The following is a 21,145-nucleotide window of genomic DNA, read 5'->3' as shown; positions in this document are numbered from 1 at the left end:
ACGCCTGCACGACTGCGGCAGACACGCATTCGGTCGCGCCAGCAACAGAACCCACCGTCACCCAGCGCGATCGCCACACCGCCGGCAGATATCGGCCTGCCCCGACAACGACGATCTGCACGGCTGGCACAAGCCGACCGTGCAGCGCCGCTCACGACTCCCAGTCTTCGCGACGATCGGGCAGCATCGCCCGCAGTGGCGCACCGTCGTCGCCGGCAGCCAGGCGCTCGGCCTCGACCATCGGCAGGTCGACCTCCAGCAACCAGCCGTCCTCGTCGGACTGCTCGCCGCGCACCACTTCCAGTTGGTGCAACTTCGAGCGCAGACGGCCGGCCGACGGCGGCAACCGCAGTTGCCCGGTCACATGGCGCAGGTCCAGTCGCTGCCCGAGCGCATGCTGCAATTCCTGCAGCCCGCGTCCGTCGCGCGCGGAGACCCACACGCGCTCACGCCGCGCCTGGTCGGGAATGCCGTCCTGCGCATCGTGACGCACCTGCGCGCCTTCGATCTTGTCGATCTTGTTGAATACCAGCAGCTGCGGCAGATCGCCCGCACCCACCGCATGCAACACCTCATCGACCTGCTGGATGCGTTCCTCGCGCAGCGGGTCGGCCGCATCGACGATATGCAACAGCAGATCGGCGTCGCGCGCCTCGGACAAGGTCGAACGGAATGCGGCGACCAGTTGGTGCGGCAGGTCACGCACGAAGCCGACCGTATCGGCCAGGATCGCACTGCCGCCCGGCAGCGCGATGCGGCGCACGGTGGGATCGAGCGTGGCGAACAACTGGTCGGCCACGTAGGCCTCCGCACCGGTCAAGGCGTTAAACAGCGTGGATTTGCCGGCATTGGTGTAACCGACCAACGCAATCCGCGGCAGTTCGCTGCGCATGCGCGCACGCCGCATCTGGGTGCGCTGCACCTCGACCTTTTCCAGCCGCTGCTGCAACTGCTCCACCCGCTTCTGCAGCAGGCGACGGTCGGTTTCCAGCTGGGTTTCGCCAGGGCCGCGCAGGCCGATCGAACCGCCGCGCTGACGCTCCAGGTGGGTCCAGCCGCGGACCAGCCGGGTGGCCATATGCCGCAACTGCGCCAGCTCCACCTGCAGCTTGCCCTCGTGGCTGCGTGCCCGTTGCGCGAAGATGTCCAGGATCAGGCCGGTGCGGTCGATCACGCGCCGCTCCAGATAGCGCTCCAGATTGCGCTCCTGGCCGGGCGACAAGGTGTGATTGACCAACACCAGATCCGCACCGGTGGCCTCGGCAGCAGCCTTGATCTCTTCCAGCTTGCCGCTGCCGATCAAGGTCGACGGGTTCGGTTTGTCGATGCGCGCGGTGAGCGTGGCCGCCACCGTGGCGCCCGCCGACTTGGCAAGGTCGGCGAACTCCTCCAGCACATCCTCTTCGGCAGGCCCACCGGAGTGGGTCTGAATCAACAACGCGTGTTCACCCTTGCGTGAGCGATCAAACACGCACTACTCCATTACTGCTCGACGTCGTCATCTTCCGCCTGGTTGCCTTCATTGGATTGCACATACCCACCACCCGGTCCCACGCGCACATTGCGCGCCGGCACGACCGTGGAGATGGCGTGCTTGTAGACCATCTGACTCACGGTATTGCGCAGCAGGACCACGAACTGGTCGAACGACTCGATCGTGCCCTGCAGCTTGATGCCGTTGACCAGATACACAGAAACCGGCACCCGCTCGCGCCGCAGCGCGTTGAGGAATGGGTCCTGTAAAGATTGCCCCTTAGCCATCGAAAACTCCTCTTCATTATTGTTCTTATAGTCCCGGTCGACACCTGCCATCCCCAGCCGGCCCCGGAAACGGGATGTTACACGCCTGAAGCCTGCCGTACAGCGGGACGTTGGCCGAGGAAGCCGACAAGTGCACTTTCCAATCGTTGGCGGTCATGCTCCGGGTCGAACCAGCGCGCGTCGAGCTCGCCACGCAGCCAGGTGAGCTGCCGCTTGGCCAGTTGACGGGTGGCCTGCACCGCCTTGTCGCGAAAGTCGGCCAGGCGACCGGCCCCATCCAGGTACTCCCAAGCCTGGCGATACCCCACCGCGCGCACTGCGGGCAGATCCAGCGGCGCGGAGACTGCACGCAGTTGCGGCAGTGCCCGCAGACGTTCCACCTCGGCCAGAAAGTCCTGTGCCAGCATCGTGTCCAGGCGCTGCTCGATGCGTGCATGCAGCACCGCGCGCTCGCGCGGCGCCAGCACCACCTTCAGCACCCGCACCGGCAAACGGGGACCCGAAGGCAGCGCCTGCCAGTAGCTGATCGGCCTGCCGCTGATGCGGTAGACCTCCAGGGCGCGCTGGATCCGCTGCGGATCGGTGGTGTGGATGCGCGCCGCCGCGACCGGGTCGACGTCCGCCAGTTGTGCGTGCATCCGCGCCCAGCCAAGTTCCCCGGCTTCGGCTGCGATTGCCGCGCGCACCGCCGGATCGGCCTCGGGCAACTGCGACAGCCCTTCCAGCAAGGCGCGGAAGTACAGCCCGGTGCCGCCGGCCAGAATCGGCAGCTTGCCGCGCGCCACGATCTGCTCGATCGCCTGCCGCGCATCGCTGGCGAATTCCGCCGCCGAATAGATCTGCCAGGGCTCGCGCAGATCGATCAAGTGATGCGGCACTGCCGCCCGCATCACCGCATCCGGCTTGGCCGCGCCGATATCCAGGCCGCGATACACCAGCGCCGAGTCGACACTGACGATCTCGCCGTTCCAGCGCTGCGCGGCGTCCAGTGCCAGCGCGGTCTTGCCGCTGGCGGTCGGCCCCATCAGCGCAATCGCCAGCGGTCGGCGGTCGGCCGGCATCAGTCCTCGTCCGGCCAGCGAATGCTCGGTGCCGCAGGCGCGCTCACGCGCGGCAGCGGAATCGCCGTCATCGCGCTCCACACCTTCAGGGCATCCACGGTGGCGGCCACATCGTGCACCCGCAGCAACATCGCGCCGTGTTGGGCGGCGATCAGATGCGCGGCGACCGAGCCGTATACGCGCTCTGCGGCGAGCTGGTGCCCGGTCAACTCACCGATGCTGCGCTTGCGCGACAGCCCCGCCAGCACCGGCAGACCGAACTCCTGCAGGCGCTGCAACTGCGCCAGCACGGTCAGATTGTGCGTGGTGGTCTTGTCGAAGCCGAACCCCGGGTCGAGGATCAAGCGGCGCTTGTCGATCCCGGCCATTTCGGCCGCGAAGATGCGCTCGGCCAGGAAGCGATGCACCTCAGCCACCACGTCGTCATAGTGCGGCGCGTCCTGCATCGCATGCGGCGCGCTGCGCGCATGCATCAACACCACCGGCACCCGCAATTCGGCTGCCGCATCCAGCGCCCCCGGCGAGCGCAGCGCATGCACGTCGTTGATCATGCCGGCGCCGGCCGCGACCGCCGCGCGCATCACCTCCGGCTTGTAGGTATCCACGCTGATCGGCACAGTGGTCTGCTGCGCCAATGCCTGGATCACCGGGACCACGCGCTGCAGCTCTTCCTCCAGCGATACCGGCGTGGCACCGGGGCGGGTGGATTCGCCACCGATATCCAGCACCGCAGCGCCCTGCTCGACCAGCCTCAAACCATGCGCGATGGCGGCGTCGCAGCTGGCGTGCTGGCCGCCGTCGGAAAACGAATCCGGCGTGACATTGACGATTCCCATCACCTGCGGCGCATCCAGTCGCAGCGCGCGACCGGCGCAATCCAGCTTGAGGGCAGTGTCAAACATCGGTGGTGTCTCCTTGGATGGTTGCGATCAGCGCCGCCGGGGCGAGGTGTCGCTACAACGCATCAAGGCCGGGAATCGCTTCCCGGCCTTGATGGATGCTGCTGCAGCTGACCGATGCGTTGGTTACAGCTGCTCGGCCGGCCCGGCGATCGGCGGCAACGGACGCGGGCTGCCCTTGTCGTTGTTGTTGCCACCGTCCTTGTCGGACTTGCCCCAACCCGCCGGCGGCGGCGGCTCGCGGCCTTCCATGATGGCGTCGATCTGCGGCACGTCGATGGTCTCGTACTGCAGCAGCAGCTGCGACATCGCGTGCAGCTTGTCCAGGTTCTCGGTGAGGATGGCCTTGGTCTTGCTGTAAGCCTTGTCCAGAATCGAGCGCACCACTTCGTCGATCTTGCGCGCGGTCTCGTCGGACACGTTCTTGTGCTGGGTGACCGAGCGCCCCAGGAACACCTCGTCCTCCTCCTCGCCGTAGGCCACCGGGCCGAGCTCGTCGGACAGGCCCCACTTGGTCACCATGTTGCGTGCCATCTTGGTCGCACGCTCGATATCGTTGGACGCGCCGGTGGTGACCTTGTCGCCACCGAAGATCAGTTCTTCGGCAACGCGGCCGCCGTACAGCGAGCACAGCTGCGACTCGATCGCCACGCGATTCATCGAGTAGCGGTCGCCCTCGGGCAGGTACATGGTCACGCCCAGCGCACGACCACGCGGAATGATGGTGACCTTGTAGACCGGGTCATGCTCGGGCACCAGACGGCCGACGATGGCGTGGCCTGCCTCGTGGTACGCGGTGAGCGTCTTCTCGTCCTCGCTCATGGCCATCGAGCGGCGCTCGGCACCCATCAGGATCTTGTCGCGGGCACGATCGAAGTGGTCCATGCGGACTTCCTTCTCGCTGCCGCGTGCGGCAAACAACGCCGCCTCGTTGCACAGGTTGGCGAGGTCGGCACCGGAGAAGCCCGGCGTACCGCGTGCGATGACCATCGGCACCACGTCGTCGGCCAGCGGCAGCTTGCGCATGTGCACACGCAGGATCTGCTCGCGCCCCTTGACGTCCGGCAGGCCGACCACGACCTGGCGGTCAAAACGGCCCGGACGCAGCAGCGCCGGATCCAGCACGTCGGGACGGTTGGTCGCGGCGATCACGATCACGCCTTCGCCGCCCTCGAAACCGTCCATCTCGACCAGCAACTGGTTCAGGGTCTGCTCGCGCTCGTCATGCCCGCCGCCGAGACCGGCGCCGCGATGACGGCCCACCGCATCGATTTCGTCGATGAAGATGATGCACGGCGCATGCTTCTTGGCCTGCTCGAACATGTCGCGCACGCGGCTGGCACCCACGCCGACAAACATTTCCACGAAGTCCGAGCCCGAGATGCTGAAGAACGGCACCTTGGCCTCGCCGGCGATCGCCTTGGCGAGCAGCGTCTTGCCGGTACCGGGCGGGCCGACCATCAGCACGCCGCGCGGGATCTTGCCGCCCAGCTTGGTGAACTTGGTCGGGTCGCGCAGGAAGTCGACCAGCTCGCCGACTTCTTCCTTGGCCTCGTCGCAGCCGGCGACGTCGGCAAAGGTGATCTTGACCTGGTCCTCGCCCTGCAGCTTGGCGCGCGACTTGCCGAAGCTCATTGCGCCCTTGGCGCCACCGCCACCGCCCTGCATCTGGCGCATGATGAACAGCCAGAAGCCGATGATCAGGATGACCGGCAGGAAATTGAGCACCAACGACCAGAAGCCGGGCCCGGTGGAGGGCTTCTGGCGGGTCATTTCGATGTTCTTGCTATACAGCACGTCGACCAGCTTGTCGTCGCGCGGCCCGTAGACGGTGGCTTCGCTGCCGTCGGTGCGCTTGAAGCGGATCGCGTTGACCGCCAGATTGGTCTCGTCGGTGTAGTCCACCGACTTCACGCGGCCCGAGTCCACTTCCTTCAGGAACTGGGTGTAGGTGATCGAGTCGGGGCCGACACCGCCCGCCATCCGCGGCGAGAAGCTCTGGAAGACGACCATCAGCACAACCGCGACGACCACCCACAGCAGCAGATTCTTGGTCAAGTCGTTCATCCTCATTGGCTCCGGTGCCCTCTACTCTTCAAATTCTTGAAACACGGTGGTCATTGGCAGCTTACTTGATCTGGGCACGCTTGCCCTGACCGAGCGCATAAACTTCCGGGGAGCGCTTGCGCGACGCCGCCGGCTTGCGAATCGTCACCTTGTCATAGCGGCGGCGAAGCTCACGAATGTAATCGTCGGACCCGACACCCTGGAACAGCTTGATCAGGAACGCCCCGCCCGGTTTGAGGTGGGTATCGGCAAATTCCATCGCCAGTTCCGCCAGGTGCATCATCCGCGGTTGGTCGACCGCATCCATGCCACTCTTATTGGGGGCCATATCGGACAGCACAAGGTCCACCGGCACATCGCCCAGCATCGCCTCGAATTCCGATAGGACGGTTTGCTCCCTGAAGTCGCCGTGAAGGAACTCCACGCCGGCCAGCGGCGGCATCTCCAGGATATCCAGCGCCACCACCCGGCCGCTGTCGCCCATGGACTTGCGCACCTGTTGCGACCAACCGCCTGGCGCCGCGCCCAGGTCGATCACCACCATGCCCGGCTTGAGCAGGCGGTCGCGCTGGAGCAGTTCTTCCAGCTTGTAGGCCGCACGCGAGCGCATGCCTTCGGCCTGCGCCTTCTTGACGAACGGATCGGCGAAGTGTTCCTTGAGCCAGCGCTGGCTGCTTTTACTACGGGAAGGCATCGGCAAAGGGGTCTGAACGGGTCGCCATGATACCCTGAACACCCTTTGCTGCCCTTTGATCCTGCATGTCCATTGTTCTCACCTCCGCCCAGAACCGTTTCCTGCGCGGCCAGGCCCACGATCTCAAGGCACTGCTGCAAACCGGCGGCAAAGGGGTCACGCCGGCATTTCTGGCCGAACTCGAGGAAGTGCTCGAGCGCCACGAACTGATCAAGGTGAAGGTGACATCGGAGGATCGCGAGGCCCGTGACGCCATGATTGCCGAACTGACCGAGCAGACCGGCAGCGCGCTGGTGCAGCGGATCGGCCATGTCGCCATCCTGTACCGCCCCAGCAAGGAAAAGCGTCAGATCGTGCTGCCGCGCGGCTGACCCGACGAGTTCGACATGCCCTTAAGCCAGGAACACCCCGACTACACCTATGCGCTGCGCGCGGCCGATGGCCGCCACGCCAAGGTGAACGATCAGATTCTGCAGCACAGCTTCATCCTGATGCCCGACGAGCTAGTGGAAGGCTGGCCGGTCTCCGGCCTGGAACAGCTCCAGGTCGCGCATATGGACGCGGTGCTGGCGCTCGCCCCGGCGGTGATCCTGCTCGGCACCGGCGAGCGGCAGCAGTTCCCGAAGACGGACGTGCTGGCAGCCTGCCTGACCCGCGGCATCGGCCTGGAAGCGATGACCAATGCGGCCGCGGCGCGCACCTACAACGTGCTGGCCAGCGAAGGCCGCCGGGTGGCACTGGCGATGATCCTGGAAGGCCGGGATTAGGGAGTCGGGATTGGGGATTTGCAACCGCGGGCTGGAGCAGGTGTCGCTCTCATGCCAACAGCAGGAGCGACACCCCGAGTAATCTTCAGGCCGCTAGAACGCATCTTCCACGCGGCAGCATCAGCCCAGCGCCGTTGCCGTTGCGAATCCCGAATCCCGAATCACTTCCTAGGCAAGTACAGCAACGGATCCACCGGCTTGCCGTTGTAGCGGATCTCGAAGTGCAGCATGTCGCGGGCGGCGCCGCTGCGGCCCATCTCGGCGATCTGCTGGCCGGCCTTGACGCTCTGGCCTTCGTTGAGCAGGCGCTTGCGGTTGTGCCCGTAGGCGGACAGCCACTGGTCGTTGTGCTTGATGATGATCAGCTCGCCGTAGCCGACCAGGCCGGCGCCGGAGTACACCACCACACCGTCGGCCGCGGCACGCACCGCCTGCCCGCTGGCGCCGGCAATATCCACGCCCTGCTTGGTGGTCTCGCCGCTGACGAAGGTGCCGACCACCACGCCGTCGGCTGGCCAGCGCCACGGAAATCCGCTACTGACCGGTGCTGCGATCGGGGCACTCGGGCGCGGCGGAACCACCGTGCCGGCGCTGGCCGCGCCACCGCCCGGCCTGCTGGCTCCGGGCGGATAGAGCTTGAGGGTCTGGCCGGGATAGATGGTGTTCGGCGAGGACAGGCCATTCCAGGCCGCCAGGTCCGGCGCGGTGATGTTGGTCCGACGCGAGATGGCGTATAGCGTGTCGCCGCGCTGCACGGTGACGGTCGCACCCGGGCGCGGCACCGACGGACGCGGCGCCGCGGACGGACGCGCGGACGCCGAACCGCCGCCGGCTCCGGGTGAACGCACCACCGTGGCGCTGCTGCAGGCGCCCAGCCCGACGGCGACTGCGAGCAGGACTGCTGTCTTACGTACCGAGTTCATCTGCAACTTGCTCATCCGTTGGTTGTCTTCCACACCAGCCAGCCCGCGCCCACCGCCAGGACGGCCATGGCCACCCAGCCCAGCGGCTCGATCCAGCGATGCAACGCGGCCTCGGCACGCGCCCCACCCAGCCGGATCGCGCCGGCGACCAGGTACACGCGCTTGCCGCGCCCCACCAGCATGCTGGCAATGAAGGGCAGGATCGGCACGCCGACCACGCCCGAGGCCCAGGTAAAGATCTTCAACGGGATCGGGGTAAAGCCCACCAGCACCAGCGCCCAGAAGGCCTTCCACGGCGAATCGGCGACCAGCGTGCGCAGCGTCTCGATCTGCGCCTGGATCTTGGCGCTCCAGCCCAGCCATTCGATCAGCGGCTGCAAGGCGGCGAAGGCGAAATGGCCCAGCAGATAACCGACCAGCGCGCCGCAGACCGAGCCGATCAGGCTCAAGGTGGCGAACCACAGGGCGCGCCTGGGTTCGGCCAGCGACATCGGCGCCAGCATCACCTCCGGCGGTACCGGGAAGATGAAGCCCTCCACGAAACTGAGGCCGGTCAGCAGCGCCGGAGCGCGGCGATTGCGCGACCAGCGAATGGCCACGTCGTACAACGGCCCGAAGATCTTCATCGAAAAACTCTCATGGATTCAATCCAGCATGCCCGACAACAGTGGGACGAACGTGACCGGCGCCAGAACCTGCTGCTCGATCGCGCCGTCGGCAGCACGCGTGAGTTGCACCAGTGACTGCGACGAGGCGCCACCGACCGGCGCGACCAGCCGCCCGCCGACCGCCAGCTGATCGACCAGCGCGTCGACCAGCGCCGGGGCGGCGGCGGTGACCACGATGGCATCGTAAGGGCCATGTTCGGGCCAGCCGATGCGGCCATCGTCGTGCTTGCTGCGCACGTTCATGCCCAGATGGCGGAAGCGCTTGCGCGCCTGCCGCAGCAGGTCGCCGATGCGCTCGACGGTGTACACCTCCAGCCCCAGCGCGGCGAGGATCGCGCCCTGGTAGCCGGAGCCGGTGCCCACTTCGAGCACTTTGGTCGGGCCAACCTGCAGCACCGCCTCGGTCATGCGCGCGACCACCCAGGGCTGCGAGATGGTCTGGCCGTGGCCGATCGGCAAGGCGGTGTCTTCGTAGGCACGCGAGGCCAGCGCTTCGTCGATGAACAGATGGCGCGGCACGGTGCGCACCGCATTGAGCGTGGCCTCGTCCTGGATGCCAGCCTCGCGCAAACGCTCGACCAGCCGGTCGCGCACGCGTTGCGAGGTCATGCCGATCCCGACCGATTCCGGTTGCAGCCGCAGCCTCGGCGTCATGCCGGCGTATCCAGCGCGGCGGTCAGGCCGCCCACCCAGCCGGCCACCGTCTCCAGCGCCTGATAGCGGGTCAGGTCGACATGGATCGGGGTGATCGAGATATGCCCGGTGCGCACGGCATGGAAGTCGGTGCCGGCGCCAGCGTCCTGCTCCGGCCCGGCCGGGCCGATCCAGTACACGGTGCGGCCGCGCGGGTCGCGCTGCGGCACGCAGGGCTCGGACCGATGGCGGTTGCCCAGCCGGGTGACCTCGAAACCGAGCACCTCCGACCAGGCCAGGTCCGGCACGTTGACGTTGAGGATGGTATCGGCGGGCAACGGGTCGGACTTCAGCCGTGCCACGATCTCCACCGCGGCGCGCGCGGCGGTTTCGTAGTGATGCGCCTCGTGATTGTGCGTCACCAGCGAGACCGCCACCGCCGGCAGGCCGAGGAAGCGGCCTTCCATCGCGGCGGACACGGTGCCCGAATAGATCACGTCGTCGCCGAGATTGGCCGAGTTGTTGATGCCGGAGACCACGATGTCCGGGTCGTAATCGAGCATGCCGGTCAGCGCCAGATGCACGCAGTCGGTGGGCGTGCCGGCAACCGCGCAGGTCTGCGCGTCGATGCGGCGGGTGCGGATCGGCACATCCAGCGTCAGCGAGTTGCTGGCGCCGGAGCGGTCGCGGTCGGGCGCGACCACCATCACTTCATGACCGGCATGGCGCAGCGCCTCGGCCAAAATCTGGATGCCGGGGGCGTCGACACCGTCGTCGTTGCTAACCAGTACGCGCATGGGACTCCTCGGAAAACCGGGTCATGATACCGGATGCGTCCGCGCCCTTCGCGCTTGATCTTCGCTTGCGCCTGAGGTTGGGCAGGTTAGGCTGTGAGCATGTCGCATCCTGAAGACGAAGACGACGGCGCGCTGTTCCGCGCAGCGATCGGCGCGGTCAAGCCGATTCGTGAAGTCGCCCCACCGGCCAATGCCAGGCCGCGCCCCAAGCCGCGCGCACGCATGGCCGAGCGCGACGATGCGGAAGCGCACACCGAATTCGCGCGTCTGCTGCGCGACAGTGCGCCGCTGGAGGCGGGCGATACCGCCAGCTACCGGCGCGAGAATCTTCCCACCCGATTGTTTCAGCGGCTCAAGCGCGGTCAGTTCTCGATCCAGGACGAACTAGACCTGCATGGCGCCACCGCCGCGCAGGCCGAATCCCTGCTGCGGCAGTTCCTGCTGGAAGCGCATGCGCACGACCATGGCTGCGTGCGCATCATCCACGGCAAGGGGCTGCAGTCGGACAACGGCGCGCCGGTGTTGAAAAACCTGATGGATCGCCTGCTGCGTCAGCGCAACGACGTGTTGGCGTTTCATTCCGCGCCGGCCACGCAAGGTGGCACCGGAGCATTGCTGGTGTTGCTGGCGCGGCGTTAGCGCCGATTGGGCGATGGGTCGCCGATGTAGGCATGCGCTTGCGCAAAGGACGCGTTGATGGGCAGGCCTGTCGCCGCCAGGTCCGCTCCTACGGCGGTGACGTGTTTGCCGGGCAGCCAACGACAACCGGGCAGGCCTAGGCGTCGGAACGCAAGCCGGCGTTGAGACGGCCGGCGTCGCTGACTTCGCCCAGCTCCCATAACACCGCGGTGGCGTAGCAGCCCGGCGGCAGTGCGAATTCGATCTGCAGGCTATCCGCATCCAGCCAGCGATACTCCAACTGTTGCGGACGCAAGCGCAGTGCGCGGCGCTCCTGCTTCAAGCCCGCGGCCTCCAGGCCTTGCCGCAGCACCTCCGATTGCGGGTCGGACAACGCGCCCTGCTCCACCGCCGCGGCCTGCGCGGTCGAACGCAGCTCGCCGGCGCCCCACAACGGCCCGCTGGGATGGATATCGAAGCGCGCCAGGCGCTCTGCCAGTACATCGGTGAACGGCTCGGGGCCGAACACGCTGCGCGAGCCATCCAGCATCCACGCCTCGCCATCCAGCGCGGTGTCCCAGCTGCCCTGCTCCACGCGTGCGGTGAGCACCCGATTGAACAACGCCGAGCGCGCCGCCGACAGCAGCATCGAGCGTTGGTCGTTGCGCAGCCGCCGCCGGGATGCCGGCGCCGCCGACAAGGTGCCGTCGGCATTGGACACGTAACCGAACATCGCCAGCGCGGAGGCCACATTGCCGCCATCGCGGCCGAAGCGCTGTTCGCCAAACCAGTTCGGGATACCGCGCGCGGCGATCGCCTGCAGGCGCTGTTCGATCGCCGCACGCTCGCCGTGTACCTGGCGCAACGTCAACACGAAACGATTGCCCAGCAGTGCGCCGCGTTGCAGCTTGCGGTTGTGCCAGGTGCTGGCGATGACCTGCACCTCATCGTCGTCGAGCGCGGCGAGCTCCGGCGCGATGCGCTTGGGCAGATGCACGCTGAAGCGCTGCGTGGTCACCGCATGGCGGTCCTTCAGCCCGGCGTAGCTGACGCCCATCTCGGCGATTCCGGCCCACTGCGCGAGTTTCTTTGCGATATAGGCGGTGTTCTGCCCACGCTTGCGGATGGTGAGCAACAGGTGCTCGCCCTCGCCGGTGGGCTCGAAGGCCGGCAGCTCATCGACCTGAAAATCTTCGGGCGTGCTGCGCATTGCCGCGCCGAGGACCGCAGCGCCATGCGCGCGCGGCAGAACAAAGATGTCGCTCATGCTGTGATTTACCTTCGCGCCGACAGATCGTGCGCTATGTGCCAAATGCCTCGGCGCGGTGGTGTCGCGGTGCGACGCCAAGACGAGCCCGGCGCAGATAACCGCGATCTGGAGCGGCTGGAACAGCTGGCCGGCAGTGGCCGGATGCGTGGACGGCAGGCTCAGCACTGCAGGGTATGCGAGATGATCGCCATGCCCGGCACCGTCCATGCCACCGACGGTGCGCGCAGGCGTTTGGCAGTCGCGGTCAGCCGGCGATCTTGCCGAGCAACACCGCAGCTTGGGCGGCGATGCCCTCGCTGCGGCCGGTGAAGCCGAGTTTTTCGCTGGTGGTGGCCTTGACGCTGACCGCATCGAGTTCGATCGCCAGCAGGCCGGCAATACGCTCGCGCATCGCCAGCGCATGCGGGCCGATCTTGGGACGCTCGCAGATCACGGTGACATCGGCATTGCCGACCCGCCAGCCACGCTCGCGCAGCAAGTGATCGCAATGCTGCAGGAACTGCGCGCTGTCGGCGTCCTTCCAGAGCGCGTCGGACGGCGGGAAGTGCTGACCGATATCGCCCAGCGCCAGCGCGCCCAGCATCGCATCGCATAGCGCATGCAACACCACGTCGCCATCGCTGTGCGCGAGCACGCCGTGGCTGTGCGCGACGCGCACGCCGCCCAGCATCACGTGGTCGCCCGCACCGAACGCGTGCACGTCGTAGCCCTGACCGATTCGAAAATTGAAAGACATGGTAATCCGTGGTGATTAGGGAGCGTCGGCGTCGTGGTGGGCACCAGCGGACAGCGCATCGGTGTGGCCAACGACCGCCCCGGCGCGCGGGTCGGTTGCAGGCGACTGGGCATCCACTGCAACACCTCGGCGCGCCAGTTCGAATTCGAATCGCGCCAGATCCGTTGGCGTGGTCACCTTGAAGTTGTCTTCGGCACCTTCCACCAGCAACGGGCGCAATCCCAGCCGCTCCATCGCCATCGCCTCGTCGGTCACGTCCACCCCGGCCGCCGACGCCTCGGTGAGGCCGCGGATCAGTTGATGGCGACGGAACAGCTGCGGGGTCAGTGCGCGCCACAGCCGCTCGCGTGGCTCGGTGGCATCGATGCCGCCATCGTCGCCGGCCCGCTTGAGCGTGTCGCGCACCGGTGCAGCCAGGATCGCGCCGACCGGATCGCCGCGGCCGATCTCCAGCAGACGCTCCAGATCGGCCAGCGCCAGATTGGGCCGCGCGGCATCGTGCACCAGCACAAAGTCGTCGGCCCGCACGCTCTCCGGCAAGGCCAGCAATCCGGCCAGTACCGATGCCGCACGTGTCCCGCCGCCGACGCAGGTCAGCACCGGCTTGCCCTGCACCGAGCTCCAGCCCGGCCAATCCGCATCGTCGGGCGCGATGGCCACCACGATGCCGGCCACCACCGGATGCGCGGCAAGCGCCGCCAGCGTGTAGGCCATCAGCGGTTGCCCGGCAGCGCACAGATATTGCTTGGGGGTCTGCCCACCAAAACGCGTGCCGCGCCCGGCGGCCGGCACGATCGCCCAGATCGAACCGGTCATGGCTGTTCCGCCGGAGCGTCAGGCTCGACGGGCGCAGCGGACGGCGCGGCCACTGCGGGCGGCAGCGGCGGTGCATCCTCGACCACGCGATAGAACGTCTCGCCCGGTTTGATCATGCCCAGTTCGCTGCGCGCGCGCTCTTCGATTGCCGCCTCGCCGTCCTTCAAATCCTTCACCTCTGCTGCCAACGCCTGGTTGCGTTGGCGCAGACCTTCGTTGTCCTGTGTCTGATGCGCGACCTGGGCTTCCAGCATCATCACTTCGCCGGAATTCCCAGGCCCGAACCAGAAGCGGTACTGCAGCCAAGCCAGCAGCACCGCCAGCACCAGCAGTAGCCAGCGCCAGTTGCGCACGGCTTAGCGCTTGAGCGAAACGAACGCGTCGCGGCCGGCGTAACGCGCGCCGGAGCCCAGCGCCTGCTCGATGCGCAGCAACTGGTTGTACTTGGCGACGCGGTCGCTGCGGCACAGCGAGCCGGTCTTGATCTGCGTGGCGGTGGTGGCCACTGCGATGTCGGCGATGGTGGTGTCTTCGGTTTCGCCCGAGCGGTGCGAGACGATCGAGGCGTAGTTGGCCGCATGCGCCATCGCAATGGCTTCCAGCGTCTCGGTCAGCGTGCCGATCTGGTTGACCTTGATCAGGATCGCGTTGGCGGTGCCCGAGTCGATGCCCTGCTTGAAGATCTTCGGGTTGGTGACGAACAGATCGTCGCCGACCAGCTGCACCTTCTTGCCGACGCGGTCGGTGAGCAGCTTCCAGCCGGCCCAGTCGTCCTCGGCCAGGCCGTCTTCGATGCTGATGATCGGGTACTGCGCGACCCAGTCGGCCAGGAAGTCGACGAACTGCTCGCTGGTCAGGCGCTTGTTTTCGCCAACCAGGTTGTACTTGCCGTTGTCGTAGAACTCGCTGGAGGCCACGTCCAGGCCCAGCAGCACGTCTTCGCCGGCGGTGTAGCCGGCCTTGCCGATCGCCTCGAGGATGGTGTCCAGCGCTTCGACGTTGCTGCGGAGGTCCGGCGCAAAGCCGCCTTCGTCGCCCACCGCCGTGCTCAGGCCGTGGCCCTTGAGCACCGACTTGAGCGCGTGGAAGATTTCGGTGCCGGCACGCAGCGCTTCGGAGAACGAGCTGCAGCCGACCGGCAGCACCATGAACTCCTGGAAGTCGACGTTGTTGTCGGCATGCGCGCCGCCGTTGATGATGTTCATCATCGGCACCGGCAGTGCGACGTCGGACTCGGTGATGGTGGACAGGTACTGCCACAGCGGCTGCTTGCGCGAGGCGGCCACCGCATGCGCGGCGGCCAAAGAAACCCCCAGCAGCGCGTTCGCGCCCAGGCGGCCCTTGTTCTCGGTGCCGTCCAGGTCGATCAGGCGGCGATCCAGACCCTGCTGGTCGGCCGCGTCGAAGCCCTTGAGCGTCTCGGCGATGGTGCCGTTGACGTTCTGCACCGCATGCAGCACGCCCTTGCCCAGGTAGCGGGTCTTGTCGCCATCGCGCAGTTCCACCGCTTCCTTGGTGCCGGTCGAGGCGCCCGAGGGCACGGCAGCGCGGCCGAACGAGCCGTCGTCCAGCGTGACTTCGGCCTCCAGCGTGGGGTTGCCGCGGGAGTCGAGGATTTCGCGGGCGAGGATCTTGGCGATAGTGGTCATAGGTCGATCGGTTACCAGTAAGGGGGAAGTACACCGGAAACAAGCTGCGGGATTATCGCCGCACACCGGCACATTGCCAAATCGCGTGAAGCTGCCGCACGCAACAGGCCGGCACACATGCCGCTAGGCCATCAAGCCCAGCAGCGGTAGCCCAGACAGCAGCAGCAAGACTGACAGCAACACCAACGCAAAGATCGCTGCGCCGGATTGGCGAGCCAGCCGCAACGCCAGCGGGCCGGCGATCAGGCAACTTGTGATCGCCACCGCGGCCAGCAGCAGCGTAACCAGCATTGGCACCCGCGTGGCCTGCATGGCATGGTCGCCGTCACCCGGCATGCCGATGCTGGCAGCGACCAGAAACACCATTGCGGCCATACACGCCCACGCGGCGATCGATGCGACCAGCGCGATCCAGCCCCAGGGCCAGTGGCGCCACTGCCGACGCTGGCGCTGCGACGCGGCCAGCGCCCAGGGATCGGAACTCATGCGAAGCGCGCGAACCCGTGCTTCTTGGTGACGGCATCCAGTTCCATCAGGGTCTCGAGCAGCTCTTCCATGCGGTCCAGCGGCCAGGCGTTGGGGCCGTCCGACAAGGCCTTGGACGGGTCTGGATGGGTTTCGGCAAACAGGCCGGAAATGCCCACCGCCACCGCCGCGCGCGCCAGCACCGGCACGAATTCGCGCTGGCCGCCGGAACTGCTGCCCTGCCCGCCCGGCAACTGCACCGAATGGGTGGCATCGAACACCACCGGGCAGCCGGTGTCGCGCATCACGCTCAGCGAGCGCATGTCGCTGACCAGATTGTTGTAGCCGAACGAGGCGCCACGTTCGCAGACCATGATCTGCTCGTTGCCGGTCGACTTAGCCTTGTCGACCACCGGCTTCATGTCCCACGGCGCCAGGAACTGGCCCTTCTTGATGTTGACCGGCTTGCCGGCGGCGCAGACGTTCTTGATGAAATCGGTCTGGCGCACCAGGAAGGCCGGGGTCTGCAGCACGTCGACGACGGCGGCGACCTCGTTCATCGGGGTGTATTCGTGCACGTCGGTCAGTACCGGCACGCCGATCTGCTGTTTCACCGCCTCCAGCACCTTCAGGCCCTCTTCCAGGCCCGGGCCGCGGAAGCTGGTGCCGGAGGTGCGGTTGGCCTTGTCGAAGCTCGACTTGAAGATGAAGTTGATCCCCAGCTTGCCGGTGATTTCCTTCAGCTTGCCGGCCACGTCCAGCTGCAGCTGCATCGACTCGATCACGCAGGGGCCGGCGATCAGGAACAACGGCTGATCCAGGCCAACGTCAAAGTCACACAGTTTCATCAGGTCACCTATTGATTAAAGCCCCTCTCCCGTCGGGAGAGGGGTTGGTGTGCGGGTACGGTTGCGAAGCGCTGCTGAAGTGCGATGGTTTGTCCTGGCTGACGCGTGGCGACGCGTTCGTCATGGCTGCCATCTTCCGGTGCGTTGCAGCGCCCCTCATCCGGCGCTGCGCGCCGGCTTCTCCCGACGGGAGAAGGAGCGGCTCAGGCACGCGCTTCCTTCAACAACTTCCCGCCCGCCTTCTTCTCGCGCGCGGCGCGCACGAAACCGATGAACAGCGGATGCCCGTCGCGCGGGGTGGACAGGAATTCCGGATGCGCCTGGCAGGCCAGGAACCACGGGTGCGCATCGCGCGGCAGCTCCACCATCTCTACCAGCGTGTCGTCCATCGACTTGCCGGAGATCACCAGGCCGGCGTCTTCCAGCTGGGTGCGGTAGCGGTTGTTGAACTCGTAGCGGTGGCGGTGACGCTCGGCGACCACGTCCTTGCCGTACACCTCGCGCGCCAGCGTGCCCGGCTTGAGCCGCTGCTCCTGCAGACCCAGCCGCATGGTGCCGCCCAGGTCGGACTTCTCGTCGCGCTTTTCCACTTCACCGGTGGCGGTGCGCCATTCGGTGATCAGGCCGATCACCGGGTGTGGCGACTGGCGGTCGTTCTCGGTGCTGTTGGCTGCATCCAGATCTGCCACGTGGCGGGCATAGTCCACCACCGCCGCCTGCATGCCGTAGCAGATGCCGAAGTACGGCACCTTGTGCTCGCGCGCATATTTGGAGGTGAGCACCTTGCCTTCGAAACCACGGTCGCCGAAGCCGCCCGGCACCAGGATGCCGTCGATATCCTGCAGCGCAGCCATGTCGCTGCCCTCCAGATCCTGCGCTTCCAGCCACTTCAGGTTGACCTTGGTGCGCTGGCGCAGACCGCCGTGACGCAGCGCTTCGGCCACCGACTTGTAGGCGTCCTGGTGGTCGACGTACTTGCCGACCACCGCAATGGTGACCTCGTCCAGCGGGTGCTTGACCGCATCCACCACCGCAGCCCATTCGGACAGGTCGGGCGCAGCCACCTTGTCGCGCAGCTTGAACTGATCGATGACCAGTTCGTCCAGGCCCTGGCGACGCAGCTCCAGCGGCATGCCGTACAGCACGTCGATATCCGGGCAGCTGATCACCGCGCGCTCGGAGACGTTGGTGAACAACGCGATCTTGCGGCGCTCCGAATCCGGCACCGCCTGCTCGGAACGGCACAGCAGTACGTCCGGCTGGATGCCGATCGAGCGCAGCTCCTTGACCGAATGCTGGGTCGGCTTGGTCTTCAACTCACCGGCAGCGGCGATGTACGGCACCAGGGTGAGGTGCATGAACATGGCCTTTTCGGCACCACGCTCGGTGCGCACCTGGCGGATTGCTTCCAGGAACGGCAGCGACTCGATATCGCCGACGGTGCCGCCGATCTCGATCAGCGCCACGTCGAACCCGGCGGTGGCCTCGTCGATGCAACGGCGGATCTCGTCGGTGATGTGCGGGATCACCTGCACGGTGGCGCCCAGGTAATCGCCGCGACGCTCCTTGCGGATCACGTTCTCGTAGATCCGGCCGGTGGTGACCGAGTTCTTGCGCGACAGTCGCGTGCGCACGTAGCGCTCGTAGTGACCCAGATCCAGGTCGGTCTCGGCGCCGTCGTCGGTGACGTAGACCTCGCCATGCTGGAACGGGCTCATCGTGCCCGGGTCCACATTGATGTACGGGTCCAGCTTCATCATCGTGACCTTCAGGCCACGCGCTTCCAGAATGGAGGCAAGCGAAGCGGCGGCAATGCCCTTGCCTAGCGAGGACACTACGCCGCCGGTAACAAAAATCAGGGGGGTCATGGGGCTTGAAGCCTCCCGGAAAGCCATAGTTTAGCGGGTGACGGGCGAATGCCCAAGGGTTGCGTGACGATCATGTCGTCACAGCGGCGAAAAACGCGCTGCGCCTGGCGCGCAAATGCAGACGCCCCGACCAAGGCCGGGGCGTCCGTGTGGCGTTATGCCGTCGCGCGATGGAATCAGCGCGCCGGCTTTTCTTCTTCCTCTTCCTCGCGCATGGCGGCGTCGGCCTTGGGCTTGTGTGCCGCAGCAGCGGCGCGGCGCTCGGCCTTGCGCTCGGCTTCGGTCTTGGCCTTGGCGTCATCGGCCTTCTGCGCGCTGGCGCCGGCGCCCTGCCCGGTCTGCTGAGGAGCGGCCTGGGCCATGGCAGGAAGCGCGGCCACTGCGGCAGCACCGAGGGTGAGCATCAGGATGTGCTTGAACTTCATGGTGTCCTCCGGGTTCGGTGACATCCTCAGGTGGGGACGTTTGGTTCCGAATCCAACGCCAGGGTATCCAGCCGCACCCCGCCCTGCACTGAACGCCTGTCGCGTGCAAAAAATCGGCTCAGCCCCCACACTTGCGCGTCGTTTCACGTGCCAACGAGATGCATGAACACCCGTTATAACGCCGCCGATATTGAAGTGCTGTCGGGCCTGGACCCGGTCAAACGCCGCCCTGGCATGTATACCGACACTGCGCGCCCGAACCATCTGGCGCAGGAAGTGATCGACAACTCGGTCGACGAGGCGCTGGCCGGTCACGCCAGGCAGGTCGAAGTGACCCTGTACAAGGACGGCAGCTGCGAGGTGTCCGACGACGGCCGCGGCATGCCGGTGGACATGCACCCGGAAGAAAAGATTCCCGGTGTCGAGCTGATCCTGACCCGGCTGCATGCCGGCGGCAAGTTCAGCAACCGCAACTACACCTTCTCCGGCGGCCTGCATGGCGTGGGCGTGAGCGTGGTCAATGCGCTGTCGACCAAGGTCGAGCTGTTCATCAAGCGCGAAGGCAGCGAGCACCGCATGGAGTTCCGCGACGGCCACGCCGCCTCCAAGCTGGAAGTGGTCGGCACCGTTGGCAAGAAGAATACCGGTACGCGGCTGCGCTTCTGGGCCGACCCGAAGTATTTCGACACCCCCAAGTTCAACGTGCGTGCGCTGCGCCATCTGCTGCGCGCCAAGGCCGTGCTGTGCCCCGGCCTGACCGTCAAGCTCCACGACGAGGCCACCGGCGAGCAGGACAGCTGGTACTTCGAGAACGGCCTGCGCGACTATCTCAAGGGCGAGATGGCCGCGCACGAGATGCTGCCGGCCGACCTGTTTGTGGGCAGCCTGAAGAAGGACACCGAGATCGTCGACTGGGCCGCGGCCTGGGTGCCAGAAGGCGAGCTGGTGCAGGAAAGCTATGTCAACCTGATCCCGACCGCGCAGCACGGCACCCACGTCAACGGCCTGCGTTCGGGCCTGACCGATGCGTTGCGCGAGTTCTGCGACTTCCGCAACCTGCTGCCGCGCGGGGTCAAGCTGGCGCCGGAAGACGTATGGGACCGGGTCACCTTCGTGCTCAGCCTGAAGATGACCGACCCGCAGTTCTCCGGCCAGACCAAGGAACGCCTGTCCTCGCGCCAGGCTGCCGGCTTCATCGAAGGCGCCGCGCACGATGCCTTCAGCCTGTATCTGAATCAGAACGTGGAGATCGGCGAGAAGATCGCGCAGATCGCCATCGACCGCGCCAGCGCGCGCCTGAAGACCGAAAAGCAGATCGTCCGCAAGAAGGTCACCCAGGGTCCGGCCCTGCCCGGCAAGCTGGCCGACTGCATCAGCCAGGATCTGTCGCGCACCGAACTGTTCCTGGTCGAGGGCGACTCGGCCGGCGGCTCGGCCAAGCAGGCCCGCGACAAGGACTTCCAGGCGATCCTGCCGCTGCGCGGCAAGATCCTCAACACCTGGGAAGTGGCATCGGGCAGCGTGCTGGCCTCCGAGGAAGTGCACAACCTGGCGATCGCGATCGGCTGCGACCCGGGCAAGGACGACATCACCGGGCTGCGTTACGGCAAGGTAGTGATCCTGGCCGATGCGGACTCCGACGGCCTGCATATCGCCACCTTGCTGACCGCGCTGTTCCTGCAGCATTTCCCCGCGCTGGTCGCGGCCGGCCACGTGTTCGTGGCGATGCCGCCGCTGTTCCGCGTGGACGTGGGCAAGCAGGTGTTCTACGCGCTGGACGAAGAGGAAAAGACCACGCTGCTGGACAAGATCGCGCGCGAGAAGCTCAAGGGCCAGGTCAGCGTCACCCGCTTCAAGGGCCTGGGCGAGATGAATCCGCAACAGCTGCGCGAATCGACCATCCACCCGGATACGCGTCGCCTGGTGCAGCTGACCATCGACGATGGCGAACAGACCCGCTCGCTGATGGACATGCTGCTGGCGAAGAAGCGCGCCGGCGACCGCAAGCAGTGGCTGGAGACCAAGGGCGATCTGGCGTCGCTGGAGGTTTGAGTTCGCTGAAATTCTGAAAACACCAAGCAGCGAAAGCTTCGCCCCCCAGCGGGGCGAGAAGGCACTGCTGGCGCAGGTCTCTTCGAGCGCCCGCGCTGCCAGCCCGGGCCGGGGGTGCGAAGCGGAAG

At 66.5% G+C, this 21,145-nt stretch carries 23 protein-coding genes; 4 read left to right on the top strand and 19 right to left on the bottom strand.

Annotated features, from left to right (window positions below; genetic code table 11):
* Positions 1–151 precede the first annotated feature (151 nt).
* The 6 genes from hflX to rlmE form a co-directional block, all read right to left on the bottom strand.
* Entirely contained in the window at positions 152–1,471 is a 1,320-nt protein-coding gene (gene hflX, locus AC06DU_RS08670; RefSeq protein ID WP_024939578.1) for a ribosome rescue GTPase HflX, read from the bottom strand.
* 11 nt (positions 1,472–1,482) lie between these two features.
* Positions 1,483–1,761 (bottom strand): RNA chaperone Hfq, encoded by a 279-nt coding sequence (hfq, locus tag AC06DU_RS08665; RefSeq protein WP_005915027.1) that lies wholly within the window; start codon positions 1,759–1,761, stop codon positions 1,483–1,485.
* Between the two features lie 77 nt (positions 1,762–1,838).
* Positions 1,839–2,822 carry a tRNA (adenosine(37)-N6)-dimethylallyltransferase MiaA gene (gene miaA, locus AC06DU_RS08660; RefSeq protein WP_478204392.1) on the bottom strand — a complete coding sequence of 328 codons (984 nt, stop codon included), beginning with the start codon at positions 2,820–2,822 and terminating at the stop codon, positions 1,839–1,841.
* Positions 2,822–3,724: a dihydropteroate synthase gene (gene folP / locus AC06DU_RS08655; protein WP_167762707.1), complete on the bottom strand. Its 903-nt coding sequence runs from the start codon at positions 3,722–3,724 to the stop codon at positions 2,822–2,824. The genes miaA and folP overlap by 1 nt, the downstream gene beginning before the upstream one ends.
* Positions 3,725–3,847: 123 nt before the next feature.
* The gene (gene ftsH / locus AC06DU_RS08650; RefSeq protein WP_024939575.1) at positions 3,848–5,788 is read right to left on the bottom strand and encodes an ATP-dependent zinc metalloprotease FtsH; all 1,941 of its coding nucleotides are present in this window, start codon (positions 5,786–5,788) and stop codon (positions 3,848–3,850) included.
* Positions 5,789–5,849: 61 nt separating this feature from the next.
* The gene (gene rlmE / locus AC06DU_RS08645; protein WP_478204391.1) at positions 5,850–6,482 is read right to left on the bottom strand and encodes a 23S rRNA (uridine(2552)-2'-O)-methyltransferase RlmE; all 633 of its coding nucleotides are present in this window, start codon (positions 6,480–6,482) and stop codon (positions 5,850–5,852) included.
* 65 nt (positions 6,483–6,547) lie between these two features.
* Between rlmE and yhbY the strand changes: the two genes are divergently transcribed.
* On the top strand, positions 6,548–6,853 hold the full coding sequence (gene yhbY, locus AC06DU_RS08640; protein WP_024939574.1) for a ribosome assembly RNA-binding protein YhbY: 306 nt from the start codon (positions 6,548–6,550) through the stop codon (positions 6,851–6,853).
* A gap of 15 nt (positions 6,854–6,868) precedes the next feature.
* Complete coding sequence (locus AC06DU_RS08635; RefSeq protein ID WP_126965764.1) at positions 6,869–7,249, top strand: Mth938-like domain-containing protein; 381 nt, start codon at positions 6,869–6,871, stop codon at positions 7,247–7,249.
* Between the two features lie 161 nt (positions 7,250–7,410).
* Here the strand turns inward: AC06DU_RS08635 and AC06DU_RS08630 are convergent, their stop codons facing one another.
* Genes AC06DU_RS08630 through surE form a run of 4 tightly spaced genes read right to left on the bottom strand, consistent with a single transcriptional unit; the run spans position 7,411 to position 10,270 of the window.
* Entirely contained in the window at positions 7,411–8,187 is a 777-nt protein-coding gene (locus tag AC06DU_RS08630) for a peptidoglycan DD-metalloendopeptidase family protein (RefSeq protein ID WP_184614314.1), read from the bottom strand.
* A complete protein-coding gene (locus AC06DU_RS08625; protein ID WP_016904009.1) occupies positions 8,184–8,798 on the bottom strand; it encodes a YqaA family protein in 615 nt (204 codons plus the stop codon). Before AC06DU_RS08625 ends, AC06DU_RS08630 begins: the two co-directional genes overlap by 4 nt.
* A gap of 18 nt (positions 8,799–8,816) precedes the next feature.
* The gene (locus AC06DU_RS08620) at positions 8,817–9,494 is read right to left on the bottom strand and encodes a protein-L-isoaspartate(D-aspartate) O-methyltransferase (protein WP_016904010.1); all 678 of its coding nucleotides are present in this window, start codon (positions 9,492–9,494) and stop codon (positions 8,817–8,819) included.
* Positions 9,491–10,270 (bottom strand): 5'/3'-nucleotidase SurE, encoded by a 780-nt coding sequence (surE, locus tag AC06DU_RS08615; RefSeq protein ID WP_024939572.1) that lies wholly within the window; start codon positions 10,268–10,270, stop codon positions 9,491–9,493. Before surE ends, AC06DU_RS08620 begins: the two co-directional genes overlap by 4 nt.
* A 99-nt stretch (positions 10,271–10,369) precedes the next feature.
* On the opposite strand from surE, the gene AC06DU_RS08610 reads away from it, so the two are divergent.
* On the top strand, positions 10,370–10,909 hold the full coding sequence (locus tag AC06DU_RS08610; protein ID WP_166771214.1) for a Smr/MutS family protein: 540 nt from the start codon (positions 10,370–10,372) through the stop codon (positions 10,907–10,909).
* 136 nt (positions 10,910–11,045) lie between these two features.
* On the opposite strand, the gene truD is transcribed toward AC06DU_RS08610, so the two are convergent.
* From truD to AC06DU_RS08565, 9 genes are all read right to left on the bottom strand, one after another.
* Positions 11,046–12,155, bottom strand: a complete 1,110-nt coding sequence (gene truD, locus AC06DU_RS08605) for a tRNA pseudouridine(13) synthase TruD (protein WP_478204072.1) — start codon at positions 12,153–12,155, stop codon at positions 11,046–11,048.
* 247 nt (positions 12,156–12,402) lie between these two features.
* Positions 12,403–12,894 carry a 2-C-methyl-D-erythritol 2,4-cyclodiphosphate synthase gene (gene ispF / locus AC06DU_RS08600; RefSeq protein WP_478204070.1) on the bottom strand — a complete coding sequence of 164 codons (492 nt, stop codon included), beginning with the start codon at positions 12,892–12,894 and terminating at the stop codon, positions 12,403–12,405.
* A 15-nt stretch (positions 12,895–12,909) separates the two neighbouring features.
* A complete protein-coding gene (ispD, locus tag AC06DU_RS08595; protein ID WP_102252499.1) occupies positions 12,910–13,710 on the bottom strand; it encodes a 2-C-methyl-D-erythritol 4-phosphate cytidylyltransferase in 801 nt (266 codons plus the stop codon).
* A complete protein-coding gene (gene ftsB / locus AC06DU_RS08590) occupies positions 13,707–14,063 on the bottom strand; it encodes a cell division protein FtsB (RefSeq protein ID WP_016904016.1) in 357 nt (118 codons plus the stop codon). The genes ispD and ftsB overlap by 4 nt, the downstream gene beginning before the upstream one ends.
* Before the next feature lie 3 nt (positions 14,064–14,066).
* Positions 14,067–15,359 (bottom strand): phosphopyruvate hydratase, encoded by a 1,293-nt coding sequence (gene eno / locus AC06DU_RS08585; RefSeq protein WP_478204068.1) that lies wholly within the window; start codon positions 15,357–15,359, stop codon positions 14,067–14,069.
* A gap of 123 nt (positions 15,360–15,482) precedes the next feature.
* Positions 15,483–15,725: a hypothetical protein gene (locus AC06DU_RS08580; protein ID WP_024939566.1), complete on the bottom strand. Its 243-nt coding sequence runs from the start codon at positions 15,723–15,725 to the stop codon at positions 15,483–15,485.
* A gap of 116 nt (positions 15,726–15,841) precedes the next feature.
* Positions 15,842–16,672, bottom strand: a complete 831-nt coding sequence (kdsA, locus tag AC06DU_RS08575; RefSeq protein ID WP_054592805.1) for a 3-deoxy-8-phosphooctulonate synthase — start codon at positions 16,670–16,672, stop codon at positions 15,842–15,844.
* 203 nt (positions 16,673–16,875) lie between these two features.
* The gene (locus AC06DU_RS08570; protein WP_024939564.1) at positions 16,876–18,540 is read right to left on the bottom strand and encodes a CTP synthase; all 1,665 of its coding nucleotides are present in this window, start codon (positions 18,538–18,540) and stop codon (positions 16,876–16,878) included.
* A 176-nt stretch (positions 18,541–18,716) separates the two neighbouring features.
* Entirely contained in the window at positions 18,717–18,965 is a 249-nt protein-coding gene (locus tag AC06DU_RS08565) for a hypothetical protein (protein ID WP_478204067.1), read from the bottom strand.
* Positions 18,966–19,127: 162 nt separating this feature from the next.
* Between AC06DU_RS08565 and parE the strand changes: the two genes are divergently transcribed.
* Entirely contained in the window at positions 19,128–21,017 is a 1,890-nt protein-coding gene (parE, locus tag AC06DU_RS08560; RefSeq protein ID WP_046342354.1) for a DNA topoisomerase IV subunit B, read from the top strand.
* Positions 21,018–21,145 lie beyond the last annotated feature (128 nt).

It is taken from the genome of Xanthomonas sp. NCPPB 3200, assembly GCF_056393585.1.
This window is presented reverse-complemented; position numbering and strand designations above follow the sequence as displayed.

Bases quoted from the DNA above. Each gene is read 5' to 3' on its own strand.
- hfq (WP_005915027.1), bottom strand. From the start codon at position 1,761: ATGGCTAAGGGGCAATCTTTACAGGACCCATTCCTCAACGCGCTGCGG.
- miaA (WP_478204392.1), bottom strand. From the start codon at position 2,822: ATGCCGGCCGACCGCCGACCGCTGGCGATTGCGCTGATGGGGCCGACC.
- folP (WP_167762707.1), bottom strand. From the start codon at position 3,724: ATGTTTGACACTGCCCTCAAGCTGGATTGCGCCGGTCGCGCGCTGCGA.
- ftsH (WP_024939575.1), bottom strand. From the start codon at position 5,788: ATGAACGACTTGACCAAGAATCTGCTGCTGTGGGTGGTCGTCGCGGTT.
- rlmE (WP_478204391.1), bottom strand. From the start codon at position 6,482: ATGCCTTCCCGTAGTAAAAGCAGCCAGCGCTGGCTCAAGGAACACTTC.
- yhbY (WP_024939574.1), top strand. From the start codon at position 6,548: ATGTCCATTGTTCTCACCTCCGCCCAGAACCGTTTCCTGCGCGGCCAG.
- AC06DU_RS08635 (WP_126965764.1), top strand. From the start codon at position 6,869: ATGCCCTTAAGCCAGGAACACCCCGACTACACCTATGCGCTGCGCGCG.
- AC06DU_RS08630 (WP_184614314.1), bottom strand. From the start codon at position 8,187: ATGAGCAAGTTGCAGATGAACTCGGTACGTAAGACAGCAGTCCTGCTC.
- AC06DU_RS08625 (WP_016904009.1), bottom strand. From the start codon at position 8,798: ATGAAGATCTTCGGGCCGTTGTACGACGTGGCCATTCGCTGGTCGCGC.
- AC06DU_RS08620 (WP_016904010.1), bottom strand. From the start codon at position 9,494: ATGACGCCGAGGCTGCGGCTGCAACCGGAATCGGTCGGGATCGGCATG.
- surE (WP_024939572.1), bottom strand. From the start codon at position 10,270: ATGCGCGTACTGGTTAGCAACGACGACGGTGTCGACGCCCCCGGCATC.
- AC06DU_RS08610 (WP_166771214.1), top strand. From the start codon at position 10,370: ATGTCGCATCCTGAAGACGAAGACGACGGCGCGCTGTTCCGCGCAGCG.
- truD (WP_478204072.1), bottom strand. From the start codon at position 12,155: ATGAGCGACATCTTTGTTCTGCCGCGCGCGCATGGCGCTGCGGTCCTC.
- ispF (WP_478204070.1), bottom strand. From the start codon at position 12,894: ATGTCTTTCAATTTTCGAATCGGTCAGGGCTACGACGTGCACGCGTTC.
- ispD (WP_102252499.1), bottom strand. From the start codon at position 13,710: ATGACCGGTTCGATCTGGGCGATCGTGCCGGCCGCCGGGCGCGGCACG.
- eno (WP_478204068.1), bottom strand. From the start codon at position 15,359: ATGACCACTATCGCCAAGATCCTCGCCCGCGAAATCCTCGACTCCCGC.
- AC06DU_RS08580 (WP_024939566.1), bottom strand. From the start codon at position 15,725: ATGGTGTTTCTGGTCGCTGCCAGCATCGGCATGCCGGGTGACGGCGAC.
- kdsA (WP_054592805.1), bottom strand. From the start codon at position 16,672: ATGAAACTGTGTGACTTTGACGTTGGCCTGGATCAGCCGTTGTTCCTG.
- AC06DU_RS08570 (WP_024939564.1), bottom strand. From the start codon at position 18,540: ATGACCCCCCTGATTTTTGTTACCGGCGGCGTAGTGTCCTCGCTAGGC.
- AC06DU_RS08565 (WP_478204067.1), bottom strand. From the start codon at position 18,965: ATGAAGTTCAAGCACATCCTGATGCTCACCCTCGGTGCTGCCGCAGTG.
- parE (WP_046342354.1), top strand. From the start codon at position 19,128: ATGAACACCCGTTATAACGCCGCCGATATTGAAGTGCTGTCGGGCCTG.